At 61.6% G+C, this 15,848-nt stretch carries 12 protein-coding genes; 5 read left to right on the top strand and 7 right to left on the bottom strand.

Features of this window, described 5'->3' with window-relative positions; genetic code table 11:
* Positions 1-399: 399 nt before the first annotated feature.
* From AC0L2K_RS27405 to AC0L2K_RS27395, 3 genes are all read right to left on the bottom strand, one after another.
* Positions 400-594 (bottom strand): hypothetical protein, encoded by a 195-nt coding sequence (locus AC0L2K_RS27405; RefSeq protein ID WP_287237961.1) that lies wholly within the window; start codon positions 592-594, stop codon positions 400-402.
* Positions 595-776: 182 nt separating this feature from the next.
* A complete protein-coding gene (locus AC0L2K_RS27400) occupies positions 777-1,532 on the bottom strand; it encodes a LuxR C-terminal-related transcriptional regulator (protein ID WP_287062366.1) in 756 nt (251 codons plus the stop codon).
* Positions 1,533-2,211: 679 nt separating this feature from the next.
* Positions 2,212-2,352, bottom strand: coding sequence for a helix-turn-helix domain-containing protein (locus AC0L2K_RS27395; RefSeq protein WP_128246330.1), 141 nt, complete (start codon positions 2,350-2,352; stop codon positions 2,212-2,214).
* Between the two features lie 662 nt (positions 2,353-3,014).
* Here AC0L2K_RS27395 and AC0L2K_RS27390 point away from each other — a divergent pair.
* From AC0L2K_RS27390 to AC0L2K_RS27380, 3 genes are read left to right on the top strand one after another with little or no spacing between them, the layout of a single operon-like run.
* Positions 3,015-3,671, top strand: coding sequence for a (2Fe-2S)-binding protein (locus AC0L2K_RS27390; protein WP_473532875.1), 657 nt, complete (start codon positions 3,015-3,017; stop codon positions 3,669-3,671).
* On the top strand, positions 3,671-6,079 hold the full coding sequence (locus tag AC0L2K_RS27385; RefSeq protein ID WP_473532874.1) for a xanthine dehydrogenase family protein molybdopterin-binding subunit: 2,409 nt from the start codon (positions 3,671-3,673) through the stop codon (positions 6,077-6,079). The genes AC0L2K_RS27390 and AC0L2K_RS27385 overlap by 1 nt, the downstream gene beginning before the upstream one ends.
* A gap of 22 nt (positions 6,080-6,101) precedes the next feature.
* Positions 6,102-7,091 carry an FAD binding domain-containing protein gene (locus tag AC0L2K_RS27380; RefSeq protein ID WP_473532873.1) on the top strand — a complete coding sequence of 330 codons (990 nt, stop codon included), beginning with the start codon at positions 6,102-6,104 and terminating at the stop codon, positions 7,089-7,091.
* Between the two features lie 492 nt (positions 7,092-7,583).
* On the opposite strand, the gene AC0L2K_RS27375 is transcribed toward AC0L2K_RS27380, so the two are convergent.
* Positions 7,584-10,766 carry an efflux RND transporter permease subunit gene (locus AC0L2K_RS27375; RefSeq protein ID WP_473532872.1) on the bottom strand — a complete coding sequence of 1,061 codons (3,183 nt, stop codon included), beginning with the start codon at positions 10,764-10,766 and terminating at the stop codon, positions 7,584-7,586.
* The gene (locus AC0L2K_RS27370) at positions 10,763-11,974 is read right to left on the bottom strand and encodes an efflux RND transporter periplasmic adaptor subunit (protein WP_473532871.1); all 1,212 of its coding nucleotides are present in this window, start codon (positions 11,972-11,974) and stop codon (positions 10,763-10,765) included. The genes AC0L2K_RS27375 and AC0L2K_RS27370 overlap by 4 nt, the downstream gene beginning before the upstream one ends.
* Positions 11,975-13,263: 1,289 nt before the next feature.
* Between AC0L2K_RS27370 and AC0L2K_RS27365 the strand changes: the two genes are divergently transcribed.
* Positions 13,264-13,779, top strand: a complete 516-nt coding sequence (locus AC0L2K_RS27365) for a hypothetical protein (RefSeq protein ID WP_473532870.1) — start codon at positions 13,264-13,266, stop codon at positions 13,777-13,779.
* 50 nt (positions 13,780-13,829) lie between these two features.
* Positions 13,830-14,045, top strand: a complete 216-nt coding sequence (locus tag AC0L2K_RS27360) for a hypothetical protein (RefSeq protein WP_240992696.1) — start codon at positions 13,830-13,832, stop codon at positions 14,043-14,045.
* A gap of 122 nt (positions 14,046-14,167) precedes the next feature.
* Here the strand turns inward: AC0L2K_RS27360 and AC0L2K_RS27355 are convergent, their stop codons facing one another.
* Positions 14,168-15,184, bottom strand: coding sequence for a formate dehydrogenase subunit gamma (locus tag AC0L2K_RS27355; protein WP_473532869.1), 1,017 nt, complete (start codon positions 15,182-15,184; stop codon positions 14,168-14,170).
* Positions 15,185-15,238: 54 nt separating this feature from the next.
* Positions 15,239-15,835 (bottom strand): formate dehydrogenase FDH3 subunit beta, encoded by a 597-nt coding sequence (gene fdh3B, locus AC0L2K_RS27350; protein WP_027151217.1) that lies wholly within the window; start codon positions 15,833-15,835, stop codon positions 15,239-15,241.
* Positions 15,836-15,848 lie beyond the last annotated feature (13 nt).

Below are 15,848 nucleotides of genomic sequence, written 5' to 3'. Positions count from 1 at the left end.
CCAAGCCGTCAATCTTGGCAATCGTATCGAGGTAACCATAATCGGAACTGGCCGCCTCATGTTTTTCTTTCATCGGCCCGCGAAAAGCCCCGGTAACCCTGGCGGCCGCGCATCGGCGCCACGATGGCCGTCGCCCGTAGCGGATGAAAACCAGGGCTCGTGCCCTTCCCCAAGGCCTCAGGTTTGAGAAATCCGGATGGGCCACGACGATGCTGCCCTACGCCTAATGAGGGGTGTTTTGGCGTAGGGTTTTCCTAAAGAATATGCGGTTGGCGTGTGGGCTTGGACTCGGACCAATTGCCTCGGAAGGGTCGCTCAATCTGCAGTGTAAGCAGGCTCGGGGAAGGTGTATCTGCCAACCCATCTTATTGCCTCCTCTATCGTATCGAAATTCTTGTGCTAACCGCTTAGCAGCCCGAAGCCCGTCTCGAGAAACCATTTGCCTTTCGTCGAGTAGGCTTCCTCGTCGATCTGCGTGAGGACCGCCACCAGTTGGTCGCACTTCCACACCAGAACCCCCGATTCTCCGCCCTCGACCGTTCCGATCCGCACTTCGCTAAACGAGAATCCAGAAGTAATTTTTGCTTTGCCCACTTTGATAAAGCCCTCAACTTCAAAATGGCAGTAACACTGGTGGGGTCCCCCTCATGCGCCCCTGCGATGCCGTCTCCACCGCGCTACCATCGCCGGGGGATGATTTGAGCGTATGGTTCTAGATAGCGGAGGCTCATATCAGGGCGAAGCTTTGGCAAAAGCGAATGCACCAGCCCGAATGATTATATATTGTAAGACGGCTGAGTTGCCATGTCGCTCCCCGACGGGGCATTGCCGGATGCGGGAGTAAGCATGCCATGGTTCATCGCCCAAACTGCAGCCTGTGTACGGTTGCGGACCCGGATCTTTCGGAGGATGGCCTTGACGTGTACCTTCACCGTAGCTTCGGCAATGTCGATCTCGCGCGCGATGGCTTTGTTAGACTCCCCTTCGATTAAGCGGCGTAGAATACAGTTTTCCCGATTTGACAAAATTGATAGTTCATGATCCTCATGCTCCACGTTAACAGCCACCTTTGTTAACTCATCAGCTGCGTCAGGTTTCAGATCATGCCTTATTTCTTGAATAGCCGTTGAAGTTTCGGCAGGTAACACCGTCTGCCCTAGCATAACCAATTCCAGAGCTTTGATGAAGGTGTCGTAAGCAGCGACTTTTATCAAATACCCGTCTGCCCCCGCACGAAAAGCTGAAACTATATCGGTCGATCGACAGTGATCGGCTAACGCGACGACATGGCTGGTCGGATAAATCGCTTTGAATTCTGCAATTTGAGCGAAATCAGCATCCGCATCAGTACCGCCGACATCTATGATGAGCAAGATGGACCGGTGCTGGGCTAGCGGCTTCTCCAGAAGATCGTGAACACAAGCCGCAGAGAAAAGGACACGAAACTTTGTCGCATCCAGGATTCGACTAAGGCCTTCTCGGAGTAACTCGCTCGGCCCGACAAGTACTGTTGTAAAGGATTCTCCTGTCATCATTGCCTCCCGCTTCGGCGCGATCGAAGTACACGCGTCGAGTAGAGCACTCCACGCCCCAACTGCACTCGATGCCCTCGGATTGAGTCTCTTGCAGTTCCTCACTCCCTCCTGGCGAGAACAGGTTGGGCAGTGTAAGGACTATTTATAAGTAGTCACTAACATAGGTTGCTTTTTCGTTAAATTTCGCCGCAAACCGACGTAAAGCTAGAACCCCGGGGCGGCAATCTGCCTGAAGACGCAGGGATGGCACGGGTTAGCCATCTCAAGCCGCTGGTAGTCGAACGACGGATCGGGTAGTGCCTGCGGCGATTGCAACGATAGAGGAGGATTCCTGAAGGTGGACGTTGGCGTGGTCAGGTCTGCCGCAGTGTGTCAGGCACCTGCACGTATTCGGCAGCACTCTCTCGTCGCGCGATAGGCCGTGTCGCCGTCATGATGATCGGACCTTTCTGCATATTGCTCAACACGAACGAGGTTGAGTTTCGTTCGGCCCGTCCTTCACCGCAAGCCGGATGCGGATACCGTGTGGTCGAGATAATATCACTGCCCCGCCAGGCCGCGCACGACCAGTCGTCCCGAAAAACTCGGCTGGAACTGTTCCAGCGACGGCCGAGGGGTCGTCTTCCGGCAGAGAATTTGCTAATGGCCCATGCGTTGCCGCGCTAGGAGATAGCCGTTACCTGAGATACTCGTTGTCGAATCCGATTATTTCGACCAGCTTCTTGCGGTTGATCACCTTTACATGGCCGCCCCTGAACGAGACGAGATCGGCCTTTCGGAGTTCCCTCAACGTTCGGTTGACGTGAACGGTGGTCATTCCGAGGATGTCAGCAAGTCGTATTGCGTAAGGGGAGACTCATATCTTCCATAGGCCGACAAGCAAACCAGCAGTAGCGCTCGACAATTGAGCTAGCGAGCCGGCCGCCAGTCCGCGATTTGCCATCTTGGCCTGCTCCGATTTGGATTCCCTGCTAGCTGCTAAACAATTCCCTGTTAGTACGTGTAGGGAATTTGGCGCTAAAGCATTGAATCTGCGCAGCGATTTCTGATTGAAAATTGGGTCAGGCCCTCAAAAACCTCGAAGTTCACTGTTTTTCGGCGCCTATCAGGGAAAATTGGACAGAGACCGGTTCGCCAGAGACTGCGACAACCACCATTTTTTCTTTGTTATCAATGGGTTATAATGGGTGCTGCCAAGCCGATTGGCAGCATTTGGCAGCGCCCCGGCAGCAACGAAAAAGGGCGGCTCGCGCCGCCCCGGTTTCTTTGCTGACGATCCGCAGCGGCGGCGGCGCTGCCGCCGGCGATCATGGTAAGCCTCAAGCCGCTTTGTGCCCTCGACGGCATGCCCAGCGTCGCGATCGCCTCGACGGTCACTTCGTTGTGATGGCGTCTGGCGCGAACCGATCGGTCCCCTAGCTTGGTGCTGATCCGATCACCTAGTTTTGGTAACCGCTGTAACAAATCCGGAGGTACAGCATGGCGGAATTGAGCCGCAGTCAAGTTCCGGGATCCACGAGATCGGGCATCTCTCGTCGGACGTTCCTGAAGCACGGTGGCACCTCGGCCGTAGGGGCGGCGTTGCTGGAAGCAGGGGCGGCGCAGGCAGCCGTTGATAGTTCTATGCAGGACGATGCCAACGAAGTGCTTGGCCCTGGTCTGATCCCGATCGATCTCACGATAAATGGACGACGCGTCCCGGTGCAGGCGGAACCCGCCACCACGCTGGTCGACGTCCTCCGCAATCACCTCGGCCTGACCGGCACCAAAATCGGCTGCGATCGCGGAGCCTGTTCTGCCTGCACGGTCTGGCTCGACGGTCAGCCTGCCAGCAGTTGCATGACGCTGGCACTCGACGCCCGGGGCAGGAACATCACCACGATCGAGGGGCTGGCCGAGGGCGGCAAGCTTCATCCGGTGCAGCAGGCGTTCGTCGAGCACGACGCCCTTCAATGCGGATTCTGCACGCCCGGAATGGTAATGAGTTGCGCAGCGCTCATAGATCGTAAACCGGACGCCGGCATCGACGAAGTGAAGGCCGCGATAAGCGGTCACCTGTGCCGCTGCGGCACCTATCCGAGCATCTTTGCGGCAGTGCTCGCCGTCGCCGGCGAGAATCGGAGGAGGGGCACCTGATGGCTACCGAAAATCAGGCACGGGCCGACCGGCCTTCGTTACGGTCCCAGTCCTTGCTCTACGGTATCGTCGGGCAGGAGATGAGGCAGGTGACTCGGCAGGTGCCGGACGATGAGCCGCCGCAGTTGCCAGTGAACGCCGAACTGCGCTCCATCGGCAAGTCGATCCCGCGGCTCGATGCCGTGCAGAAGGTGACGGGCGCGGCGAAATACACATTCGACGTGCAACTGCCGGGAATGCTCTACGCACGGCAGATCGTCTGCCCATGGCCGCATGCCAGGGTGATCTCGATCGACACCTCGGCGGCTGAGCGTTACCCCGGCGTCCGTGCTGTACATGTGCTCGAGACACTGCTGCAATCCGCCAGGCTTCGCGATCCGGACGCCGGGGCCCGCAACAAATACCCGACGGTCCGCTTCGCCGGCCAGACCGTTGCCGCGGTCGCCGCCGAGACGCAGCGGATCGCCGACCAGGCGGCGAAGCTCGTCAAGGTCGAATACGAGCGCTTGCCGCATGTCACTGACCTCGATGCGGCGATGGACGATGAGGCACCAATCGTCTTTCCAGGACCGGTCGAGCAGCCATCGACGGCCGGCGGCGGCGGCGCACCGGAAGGCTTGCCGCAGAAGGGCAATGTGCGCGGTCCCAACTTCGGCATGCCGGGTATGACGCCCACGGGCGATATCGACCAGGGCCTGGCGGAGGCGGACGTGATCGTCGAGGCCGAATATCGCACGCAGGTTCAGACTCATGTGCCGATGGAAACACATGGCATCGTCGCGGATTGGCAGGATGACGGGCTGACCATTTATGCCTCCACGCAGCACACGCACAGCGTGCGCGACGAGGCCGCCGAATATTTCGATCTGCCCAAGAGCAAGATCCGGGTAATCAGCGACTTCACCGGCGGCGGGTTCGGCGCCAAATATGGGATCAACAATTTCGGCCTCCTCGCCATTCATTTGTCGCAAAAGGCTGGCGCGCCCGTGCGCATGATGCTGGACCGCCGTGAAGAGCATGTTTCGGCGGGCAATCGCCCCAACAGCTTGCAGCGCGTACGGATCGGCGCCAAACAAGATGGCACCCTTACCGCCATCGACGTCATAAGCTGGGGCTCCGGCGGCATCGCTGGGGGCGCCGGCATAGGCTTCTGCTACAATGCGCTATATCCGTGCCCGAACATGCGCACCGAGCAGTATGACGTGTTCACGAATGCCGGCCCGTGCGCGGCTTTCCGCGCACCCGGACAGGTGCAGGGCATCTTCTCGCTCGAGCAGACGATGGACGAACTCGCGGATCGGCTGCAACTCGACCCGCTGATCCTGCGCGATCGCATCGACACAAAGCCCACCGACGACATGCTTGCACGGGCACATGAACGCAAGGTCGCGGCCGAGCGGTTCGGCTGGAGCCGCCGGCGTCCGCCGAACGCCGACGCCGGGCCGATCAAGCGGGGGATTGGCATGGCGCAGGCGCAGTGGGTGTATGTCGTCAGTCCTCCGACGACGGTGGAGGTGCGGGTCGCCGATGACGGGTCGGTCTCCGTCTACAACAGCACGCAGGATGTCGGCACCGGCACGCGGACTGTGCTTGCCCAGGTGGTTGCAGAGGAGTTCGGCCTCAACGCCGAGGACATCGGCGTCTTTATCGGCGACACGCGGTTCCCGTGGGGACCGCCGTCCGGCGGAAGCCGGGTGACTGCGTCGGTGACCGCGCCTGCCCGCAATGCGGCCTATGCGGCGGCACGCGACCTGGCCGCGCGCCTCGCGCCGCTTTTCGACGACGCCGATCCCGATGACATCTTTTTCGCCGACGGCAAGGTGGGCGTCCGCGGCAAGGAGGGAGCCGCAAGGCCGCTCAAGGATGCAGCCAAGGAAGCCAAATTCGGCGAAATCTCGAAACTCGCTAAGCGGCACGACGACTATGAGGGATTTGCGGTGCCGGGAGAGCTCTCCATCAGCCGGCATGGGCTGGGCGGTGTCCAATTCGCCGAGGTGGCGGTCGATGTCGAGACCGGCGTGGTCAAGGTCGAGCGCATCGTCGCTGCCAGCGATTGCGGCAGGCCGATCAACCCCAAACTGGTCGAGAGCCAGGTGATCGGCGGCATCATCCAGGGTATCAGCTACGCGATCTACGAGGACCGCATCATGGACGCGGCGAGCGGCCATCAACTCAACGCCAATGTCGATCAATATAAGATGGTCGGATCACGCGAGACGCCGGCGATCGAGGTGCTGCTCATGGAGCAGATCGGGGCGCAGTCGTCGACCGACGCGCGAGGCATCGCCGAGGCAAGCAATGTGGCGACCAGCGCCGCGATCGCCAATGCATTCTACAACGCCACCGGAAAGCGGATTCGCACTTTGCCGATGAACCCGGCAAATGTGCTGGCGACGCTCAGCGCCTGAGATCGGCCAGAAGGAGTCCATCATGGCCATGAACAGCTTCGAATGGGTGGATGCCACGACGGTCGAGCAGGCAGCAGGTCTGCTTGCCGAAAGCACCGAGCAACGCCCCGTCATCGCGAAAGCGGGCGGGATCGACCTTCTGGACTTGATGAAGGAAGGGATTCTAGCGCCGATGCGACTCGTAAATCTGAAGACCATCCGCGGTCTCGACGAAGTCGACACGGAAAACGGGCTGTCGCTCGGCGCGCTTGTGACGCTGGACCGCATCGACAACGATCCACAGATCCGCGCGCGCTACTTGGCGCTGTCGGATGCTGCCGGACATGCGGCGACGCCGCAGGTCCGCAACGCCGCAACGATCGGGGGCAATCTGCTGCAGCGGCCGCGCTGCTGGTATTTTCGGCACGATCATTTTCATGGCGAAGGTGCAGATGAGATGGGGAGCAGGGGCGCTGACGAGAACCAGCATCACGCGATCTTCGACAACGACAAAAACGCGATGGTCCAAGCCTCGACGCCGGCGACGGCACTGGTCGCCTATGATGCAAGCGCCGAACTTGCCGGCGGCGCCAACGGCTCACGCGTCGTAAAGCTCTCGGATTTCTTCTTGCCACCCGAAATGCAGCGCGCTCACGATGCGAGGATCGAGACTGGCGAGGTTATGACGCGCGTGATCGTTCCGCCGCTGTACGCCGGGGCGAAGGCCGCCTACCGCAAGCAGACCGAGCGCGACAGCTACGACTGGCCAATCTGCGATGTGGCGGTGGTGCTGACGATGCAGGGCCAGACAGTGCAAAATGCTTCGATCGTCATGGGATGGGTCGCACCAACGCCTCGCCGTGCCGTCGAAAGCGAACGTCTCCTAATCGGCAACAGGCTTACCGACGACTTGGCGCGACAGGCGGCCCGTGCCGCGGTGGCCGGCGCTACCCCGCTGGCGAAGAACGGCTACAAGGTGCCAGTGCTGGAGACGGTTGTTCGCCGCACGATCCTGGCCGCTGCCGCGGGCTAGCGTCCTGCGGGCGTCCAAAATGGGTTCGGCAACTTCGCAGCCACACGCGGCGCCGGCAGTCTGCCGACGGTTGCGCTCCAAGGGCGCACCCGGGACAGGTTACGGGAGCGGCGTCGACTTCAACGCAGGCTACAGTTCGACCGCAACATTCTGGTGTACCGCCACGGCCGGCGTCGTCGGGCCTGATGACTCCTACGTCCATCCGCACGTATGCATAAGCGCTCGGATATGCTTCCTGAGTCCTTCAGAGCAGGATCGAGCTTCGTGACATTGGCGGAGAAGGCGACAACCAACTGTTGTGGGTTCGATTAACTCTGGGGTAGCAAGTCGTCTCTCGGCGAGCGCCGTGACGACGGATGCGAAGCGAGCGATACGGCGCGCCGGAACATCTCGATCCGCTCGAGGGATGGATCGCCGATCCATCCCTCCGCGGGATCCAGGAACCCGCCGGTCCGGCTTCAGACTGAACCCGGCGCCTCATCGGCTCGGCGTCTACTCGGCTGCGCCGCTCTCGGAAGCCAGGGTCGGGCCGGCTTCAGGCCGCCTGCGCCGGAATGTCCTGCGCAGAGCAACGTAGAAGACCGGCGTCAGGAAGAGGCCGAACAACGTCACGCCCAGCATGCCGGAGAACACGGCCGTGCCGAGCGATTGGCGCATTTCCGCGCCAGGCCCGCTGGCGATCACTAGTGGCACCACGCCCAGGATGAAGGCGAACGCCGTCATCAGGATCGGCCGCAGCCGCAGCCGGCAGGCCTCGACGGCCGCCTCGACGGCGTCAAGGCCGCGCTCCTCACCTTGGCGCGCGAATTCGACGATCAGGATCGCGTTCTTCGCCGCCAGGCCAATGAGCACGATCAGCCCGATCTGCACTAGGATGTTGTTGTCGAGACCGCGGAAGGCGACGCCCAAGAGGGCGGCCAGTACGCTGAGCGGGACGATAAGCACGATGGCGAAGGGCGTAATCCAGCTTTCGTATAGCGCGGCGAGCACCAGAAAGACGAACAGAACCGACAGGCCGAAGATGAAGACCGCCGTGTTGCCGGTCTGCCGCTCCTGGAAGGCGAGTTCAGTCCATTCGAAGGAAGTGCCCTGCGGCAGCGATTCGGCTGCGATCCCCTCCATCAGGTCGAGCGCCGTACCCGTGGCGACACCAGGCGCTGCATTGCCCTGAAGCGGTACGGAGACATACATGTTGTAGCGTTGCACGAGCGAGGGACCGGTGACGTCGCGGATCTCGACCAGTGTGCCGAGCGGCACCAGGTCGCCGGCCGCCGAGCGCACCTTCAGCTTCAATATGTCGTCGCGATCGATGCGGAAAGCCTGGTCGGCTTGCGCCCGCACCTGGTAGACGCGACCGAAGGCATTGAAATCGTTGACATAGGCGGTGCCCAGATTGATCGACAGCGTCTCGAAGATGTTGGGGATCGGCACGTTCAGCATGCGCGCCTTGTCGCGGTCGATCGCCAGGAAGAATTGCGGGCTGGAGGCCGAGAAGGTGGTGAAGACGCCCATCAACCCGGGCGTCTGGTTGGCCTTGCCGGCGATTTCGTTGGCCAGCGCCAGAATCGGCCGCATGTCGGCGCTGTTGCGCTCCTGGAGCATCATCTTGAAGCCGCCGGAGTTGCCGATGCCCCGCACTGGCGGCGGCGGCAGCGCGATAATGAAGGCCTCCTGGATGCTTTGCAGGCTGCCAAACAGCGTGCCGATGATCTTGTCGGAAGTATCGCCGCTCTCGAGCCGTTCCTCGAAGCTCTTGAATGGCGCGAAGATCACGCCGGAATTGCTGGCGTTGGTGAATGTCGCGCCGTTGAATCCTGCGAAGGCGACGGCGTTGGCGACACCCGGGGTCTCGCGGATGATATCCGACGCCTTCTGGATGATTGCGTCCGTTCGGGCGAGCGAAGAGCCCTCCGGCAATTGCACGACGACGATCGCATAACCCTGGTCCATGTTCGGGATGAAGCCGCGCGGCACCGTCTGCAGCATGTGATAGGTCGCGTAGAGCAGGCCTGCGAAGACGAGCAGCATGGCGGCAAGCGCCAGAGTCGTTCCGACCAGTCTGTGCACCAGCCACGCATAGCCGTCCGCCATCCTGTCGAACCCGTTGTTGAACCCGTTCGCCAGAGCGCGGCCGAACCTTGCCAGGAAGAAGTTCGAATGTTCCTCGCTGTGCGGCTTGAAAAGCACGCCAGCGAGAGCCGGCGAAAGCGTCAGCGAGTTGAATGCGGAGATCGCGGTGGAGACCGCGATGGTGATGGCGAACTGCAGGTAGAACTGGCCGGAAATCCCGGGAATGAAAGCCGCCGGAACGAAGACGGAGATCAGCACCAGCGAGATCGCGAGGACCGCGTTTCCCACTTCATCCATGGTCTTGTGCGCAGCGGCGCGCGGAGCGAGCCCCAGCCGGATGTTCCGCTCGATATTTTCCACAACCACGATGGCGTCGTCGACAACGATGCCGACCGCCAGCACCAGCCCGAACAGAGTGAGCATGTTAAGCGAGAAGCCGAAGGCGAGCAGCACGGCAAGCGTCCCGATCAGCGAGACCGGTATCGCCACGATCGGCACGATCGCCATGCGCCATGACTGCAGGAACACGATGATGACGATCACCACCAGCAGGATCGCCTCGGCGATGGTAACATAGACCTCGTTGATAGATTCGGCGATGAACTCGGTCGGATTGTAGATGATCTCGTAGGCCAGCCCCTCCGGGAAATCCTCCGAAAGCTCCGCGATGGTCTGCTGGATTTCTTCCGCCGAGGCCAAGGCATTGGTGCCCGGCCGCTGGAAGATGCCGAGCGCCACCGCCGCCTTGTTGTTGAGATAGGAATTGGTGACGTAGTCCCTGGCGCCGAGCTCTATGCGCGCCACGTCCTGCAGGGAGATCAAGCGGCCGTCCTCGGTCGACTTGACTATGACGTAGCGGAAGTCGCGTGCGTCTTCGAAGCGCCCTTGCGTGGTGACCGTATACTGGAAGGCCGAGCCGTCGCCAATCGGCGGCGCGCCGATCGAGCCGCCCGACACCTGGACGTTCTGGTCGCGCAGCGCCTGGACTACGTCGCCTGCGGTCATGCCGTAGGCGGACAGCTTTTCCGGGTCGAGCCAGACGCGCAGCGAATATTCGCGCTCGCCGAAGATCTGCACGTCGCCGACGCCGTCCAGTCTCAGCAGGACGTCGCGCACGCGCGAACGCGCATAATTCGAGACGTAGAGCTGATCATACGTGTCGTCGGGCGACAGCATATGGATGACCATCATCAGGTCGGGCGAACTTTTCGCCGTGGTGATGCCGAGCCGGCGCGCCTCTTCCGGCAGGCGCGCTTCGGCGATCGAGACGCGGTTCTGGACCAGCACCTGCGCCGCGTCGAGATCGGTGCCGGGGCGGAAGGTGATGGTGAGCGACATCGAGCCTTCGCCGGAGGAATAGGACGACATGTAGAGCATGTGCTCGACGCCGTTGATTTCCTGTTCGATCGGCGTCGCCACGGTCGCGGCGACCGTCTCGGCGTCGGCGCCCGGATAGGAGGCGCGCACCACGATGGTCGGTGGCGCGATTTCGGGATATTGCGCGACCGGAAGCTGCGTATAGGCGATGCCGCCGACGAGCACGAGCACGATCGACAGCACCACCGCGAAGATCGGGCGGTTGACGAAGAAATGGGCGAAGTTCATTGCGTCTGCCCTTCGGCTTCAACCTTGGGCGGCAATTTGGTCATCTCGGGCTTGACGGTGACGCCCGGCCGCACTCGCACCAGCCCGTTGACTACCACAGTCTCTTCGCCGGTGAGGCCCTCACGGATAACGCGATAGCCGTCGATGCGCGGGCCGGTGCGGACCGGCTTGGCCGAGATCAGGCCTGCCTGGTCGACAACGAAGACGATGCGGCGGTTCTGGTCGGCGCCAATCGCCTCGTCAGGCAGAAGCACGCCCGGATGCGGCAGCGAGCCGGGCACGTTGATGCGGCCGAACATGCCCGGCTGCAGCACGCCGTCCTTGTTGTCGAAGCGCGCCCTGGCCCGCATCGTGCCGGTAGCTTCGTCCAGACGGTTCTCGGCGAAGTCGAGCTTGCCCTTGACCGTCGCTTCATCACGGTCGGCGACACGGACGATAACATCGACGCCGCCGGCGCCCTCCTGCATGACGCCGCCGCGCTCGCGGGCGTCGCGCGCATAAGCGAAGTAGCTCCGCTCATCGATGTCGAAATAGAAGTCGATCGGGTCGATCGAGACGATGGTGGTCAGCACGGTCTGGTCGGCCTGCACCAGATTGCCCGGCGAGATGAGCCGGCGGTCGACCCGGCCGGAAAACGGCGCCTTGATCTCGGTGAATTCGACATCGAGACTTGCGTTTTCAAGTGCCGCCTCCGCGCCGTCCAGTTGCGCTTGGGCGGCGAGATATTCGCGGCGGCGGTCGTCCAGTGTCGAAACCGGTATGTTGCCTTCGCGCGACAGTGTCTCGGCGCGCTCGAACTGCATCTTGCTGAATTCGACCAGGGTCTTGGCCGAGTCGACCTGCGCCTGCGCCTGGTTCAGCGCCGCCTTGAACGGCCGCTGGTCGATGGTGAACAGGAGGTCGCCCTGCTTGACCAGCGTACCGTCCTGGAAATGGACCTGGTCGAGATAGCCGCCGACGCGGGAGCGCAGCGAAACCTGGTCGACGGCTTCGAAACGGCCGACGAACTCATCGTCCTCGACGATATCGCGCACCAGCGGCTTGGCTACCGTGACGACGGGCGCGGGAGGCGCTTCCTGCGCCTGTGCGGCTGGGGCCGCGAGCAAGCCGAGCGCCGCGAAGGCCGCGGCGGCGAGCCATTTTGCAGGGACGTTTCTGCTGGAGGGGGCGGCCAGAGAATCGTGGCGGAGGCGTGCAGTGTGAACCATGGTTACCCCTCGTAATCGGTCCTTCATGCGAAGTCCGTAACATCTAGGCAGCTTGTGTGCCGCACAAATCAATTTTTTGTACTGACCACCACAACCGACAGCTTGCTACTGAACAAACATCGAACATCGTCAATCTTGACAAGGAAGCGGCTAACCGCGGAGCGCGAACGCACATCTCGCGTTTATCCGCTGCGTAGGCATCGCCATGCGCTCGAGCCAAAGCGGATCTGACAAGCCATTGCGCATCCCGACGTGCGGCGGTTGTGTCGGGAGGAACAGGGCCGCTCCCGCATAGAGGTCCGACCTGCTTCTCATTCTGCGGTTATAGGCGGCGATATAGGCTTCGATTAAATCGGCAGATTGGACATTTGCTACACTCCGAAAACGCTATTGCACCACCCGCATAGCATTGGGACGTGACAACCGCACGTCCGCTCGTCTCCTGCAGTTTGGAAAAAAGATCGTCGATAAGCGGCGCATGTATGGCGCGAACCGGTCAAGCACCTTATCGGAAGCGTGCTGCTGTGGTGCGGGCGATTTCAATCAATCTACAAGGTTCCACGCGAATCGAAGTCCGGACGGTCATTTTGCGCGCGTCCTGGAGCTTATCTCTCGACTTGGTCTGGTAAGCGCATGGCATGAATTCCACGACGAAAGGTTCGGCGAGGAAAAGTCACCGACCTACTTCCATCGATGGAAGCAGGATCAGGCCTTCCATATCGACTACATATTTGTGCCTCGGAACGTTCCCATTCCTTTGTCGAACTCGGCACCTATGACGAGATCGCCATAACAAAGCTGAGGGACCACGTACCCCTCTCGGCGGACATTCGAATCCCCGTCCGCAATTGGCCTTCGCTTTAGCCAAGGCGGGCGCATCCAATCGCTCGCCAAGCAGCCCTTGCGACTTCAGCAATCATCGGTGCTCGCCTCGTCGAGGGCGGGCGCATTCGTTGAGCTGAAGAGTCGGGAAGGCCGCGGGATCGCCCGATGGCCGAATTGCGAGGCAGGCGTTGCAATTCCATGGATCGTTCGGGCACCTCTGACGTTATGTTGTCGCGGAGGCGGGTGATTTTCATCACGGAAGGAGCAAGGCGATGAAAAAAATGCTTCTCGCAGGAATCGTTGCCCTGTCGGCGTCAACATCGCTGGCGCAGACGAGCACTGCCCCCGAGCCAGCGGCTCCAGCGGCTCCAGCGGCCCCAGCGGCTCCAGCGGCCCCAGCGGCTGAAACACCTGCCCAGCAGGCAGGCGGGCCTGCAAATCTCTGCCAGGAGCTCCTCGCCTTCATGAAGGCGCCTGCGGAAGCGGTCAGCCCGACCGCTGCTGCCCCGGCTCAGCAGTCTGGCACATCCTCTACCAGCGCAGCCGCGCCGGCCAAGCCGGAGGCAGGGACCGGCTCGGCGCAGAAAATTACCGGGCAGGCTGGGGTTGCCAGCGATGCTCCACAACCGAGCAAGGAGAAGGTGGCCAGCGGATCGGCGACGAACGCGCCCCAGAAGGAAAGCAGAGCCGCGCCGGTGCCCCCCTCCGATACGTCGAGCACTCCCAAGGATTCCGTGATCAACGCCGCGAAAGCGGAGGAACTGGCCGCCGCCAATGACATTGCACAATGCCAGAAGACCGCGCGGGAAATGCGAGTGGCCGGCGTCGCCATGCCGCCGCCGTTGCTTGCACTGGCGGCGCTCGACTTGCAGTATCAGCAAAAGTCCGGTGCGGCCCCTCAGGGATCTGGCAATCCATCTGTGACGGGGCAGGATCCTGCGCCGCAGACTCCAGCGCCGCAGACGCCACCGCCACAATGAGAGCATGACTGCGGACTTTGAGAAGGTGAAAGGGAGAAGGCGGGATGGGTATGATCTTGACCGGAATTGTCGTTTCGATCGCAATCGCGTTCGGGGCCGGCTATTTTCTTCTGAGCGCGCAGCAGCAACAGCCGGCATGGCAGGTTTACAGCAGCGAGAGCACTCGCGTCGGCGATCCGGGGCACAATCTGGTCGGTCAAAACTGGACCGGCGAACCGGGCGACAACTCAACCGCAGCCGCGGGCGGCGAGGAGACGCCTTCGTAGCCTGGATATCCACCTGCGCTCGCTGGCGTGGATTTTGAGGCTGCGCAATGAAAGCCTAGTGGCACTCCCAAAAAAAATGCCCGGACCATTGGCCCGGGCATTCCGATTGTGCGCAGAAGCTTTTATTCGGCCGGTTCGGCCGCCGAGCGCGGCGGTATCGTACCTTTCGCCTCCTGCGTTTCGACCCAAGCGCTATGATGCTCCTTCGCCCAGTTGATATCGACCGTGCCCGAGCCCATTGCTTCGTAGGCGCCTTCCATCCCGAGCGTGCCGATATAGATGTGAGCGATAATAACAGCGATCAGGATTATGCCGACAGTCGCATGAACATACTGGGCCGTCTGCATGCCGTTTATGTCGGTGAATGCGAACGGGAACAGCATGAATATGCCGGACACCGACAGCGCAATCCCACCGAGCACGACGGCCCAGAAGATCAGCTTCTGGCCGGTGTTGAAACGTCCCGCCGGCGGATGCGTCCGGTTGGTCTTGTCGAAGAAGCCGCCGCCGACTCTGAGCCAATGCGCGTCATGGCGATCGGGAAGGTTGTCCCAGACCCATGTCACCAGCATGACCAATATGCCGAGCATGAACGCCCAGGAGACGAAGTCGTGGGCGTATTTCGCCCAGATCGACCAGGTTGAAAATGCATCGGCCCCGATCAGCGGCATCAGCAGACGCTTGCCGAAGATAAAGTTCAAGCCGGTGATGGCCAGGATGATGAACGCCGTGGCGGTCATCCAGTGGGTCAGCCGCTCCAGGGCACCGAAGCGCAAAATCCTTACGCTCGATTCGGGCGCCAATGTACGGATGCGGCCCCGGTAGACATAGAACAGCGCCAGCAGCAGCAAAATGCCTGTTATCGCGATGCCGCCGATCCAAGGCAGCCAGCCCTCGTGGAAGCTGCGGTAATCGCGGCCTTGCGGCTGCTCGAGCAAGCCGGCGGCCGTATTGGGCAGGGTGACGCGTCCCTCGATCTTCCGCAGCTCATCAAGAAGCTGCTGTTCGTTCACCGCCTGAGCGGTCGGGTTGCTCCCGGATGGGGCTTGCGCGTACACGGGCGCGGCGACCAGCAGCGTGAGCGTCATGAACGCCGCGATAGCCTGCGGCATCAGTCGACCAAGCCTGTTGTCCGGCATTTATGCGTCCTCCGTGAAAACTCCGTTTGCGCGCGGGACGAGCCCGACTGCCTCCTACACGTCGATCGTTTCTCGATAGGCCGTCTGCCAGCCCCAGGCTCCCGAACCATAGCCACGCTGCGTCACACGCTCCTTGTAGATCGCCGCGATGATCTCGCCGTCGCCGGCCAGGAGCGACTTGGTTGAACACATTTCGGCGCAAAGCGGCAGCTTGCCTTCAGCCAGCCGGTTGGCCCCGTACTTGGCATATTCGATTTCGGTGGAATCACCTTCCGGGCCTGCGGCGCAGAAGGTGCATTTGTCCATCTTGCCGCGCGAACCGAAGTTGCCCACACGAGGATATTGCGGGGCGCCGAACGGGCAGGCGTAGAAGCAATAACCGCACCCGATGCAGAGGTCCTTGGAGTGGAGCACCACCGCGTCGGCCGTGGTGTAGAAGCAGTCGACCGGGCAGACCGCCGCGCAAGGCGCGTCGGTGCAATGCATGCACGCCATCGAGACGGATCGTTCACCGGGCTTGCCGTCATTGATGGTGACGACGCGGCGCCGGTTGATGCCCCATGGCACGTCGTGCTCGTTCTTGCAGGCGGTGACGCAGGCATTGCACTCGATGCAACGATCAGCGTCGCAAAGGAATTTCATCCTGGCCATTTCTGTTCCTCCC

It is taken from the genome of Mesorhizobium sp. WSM4817 (assembly GCF_055811135.1).
This window is presented reverse-complemented; position numbering and strand designations above follow the sequence as displayed.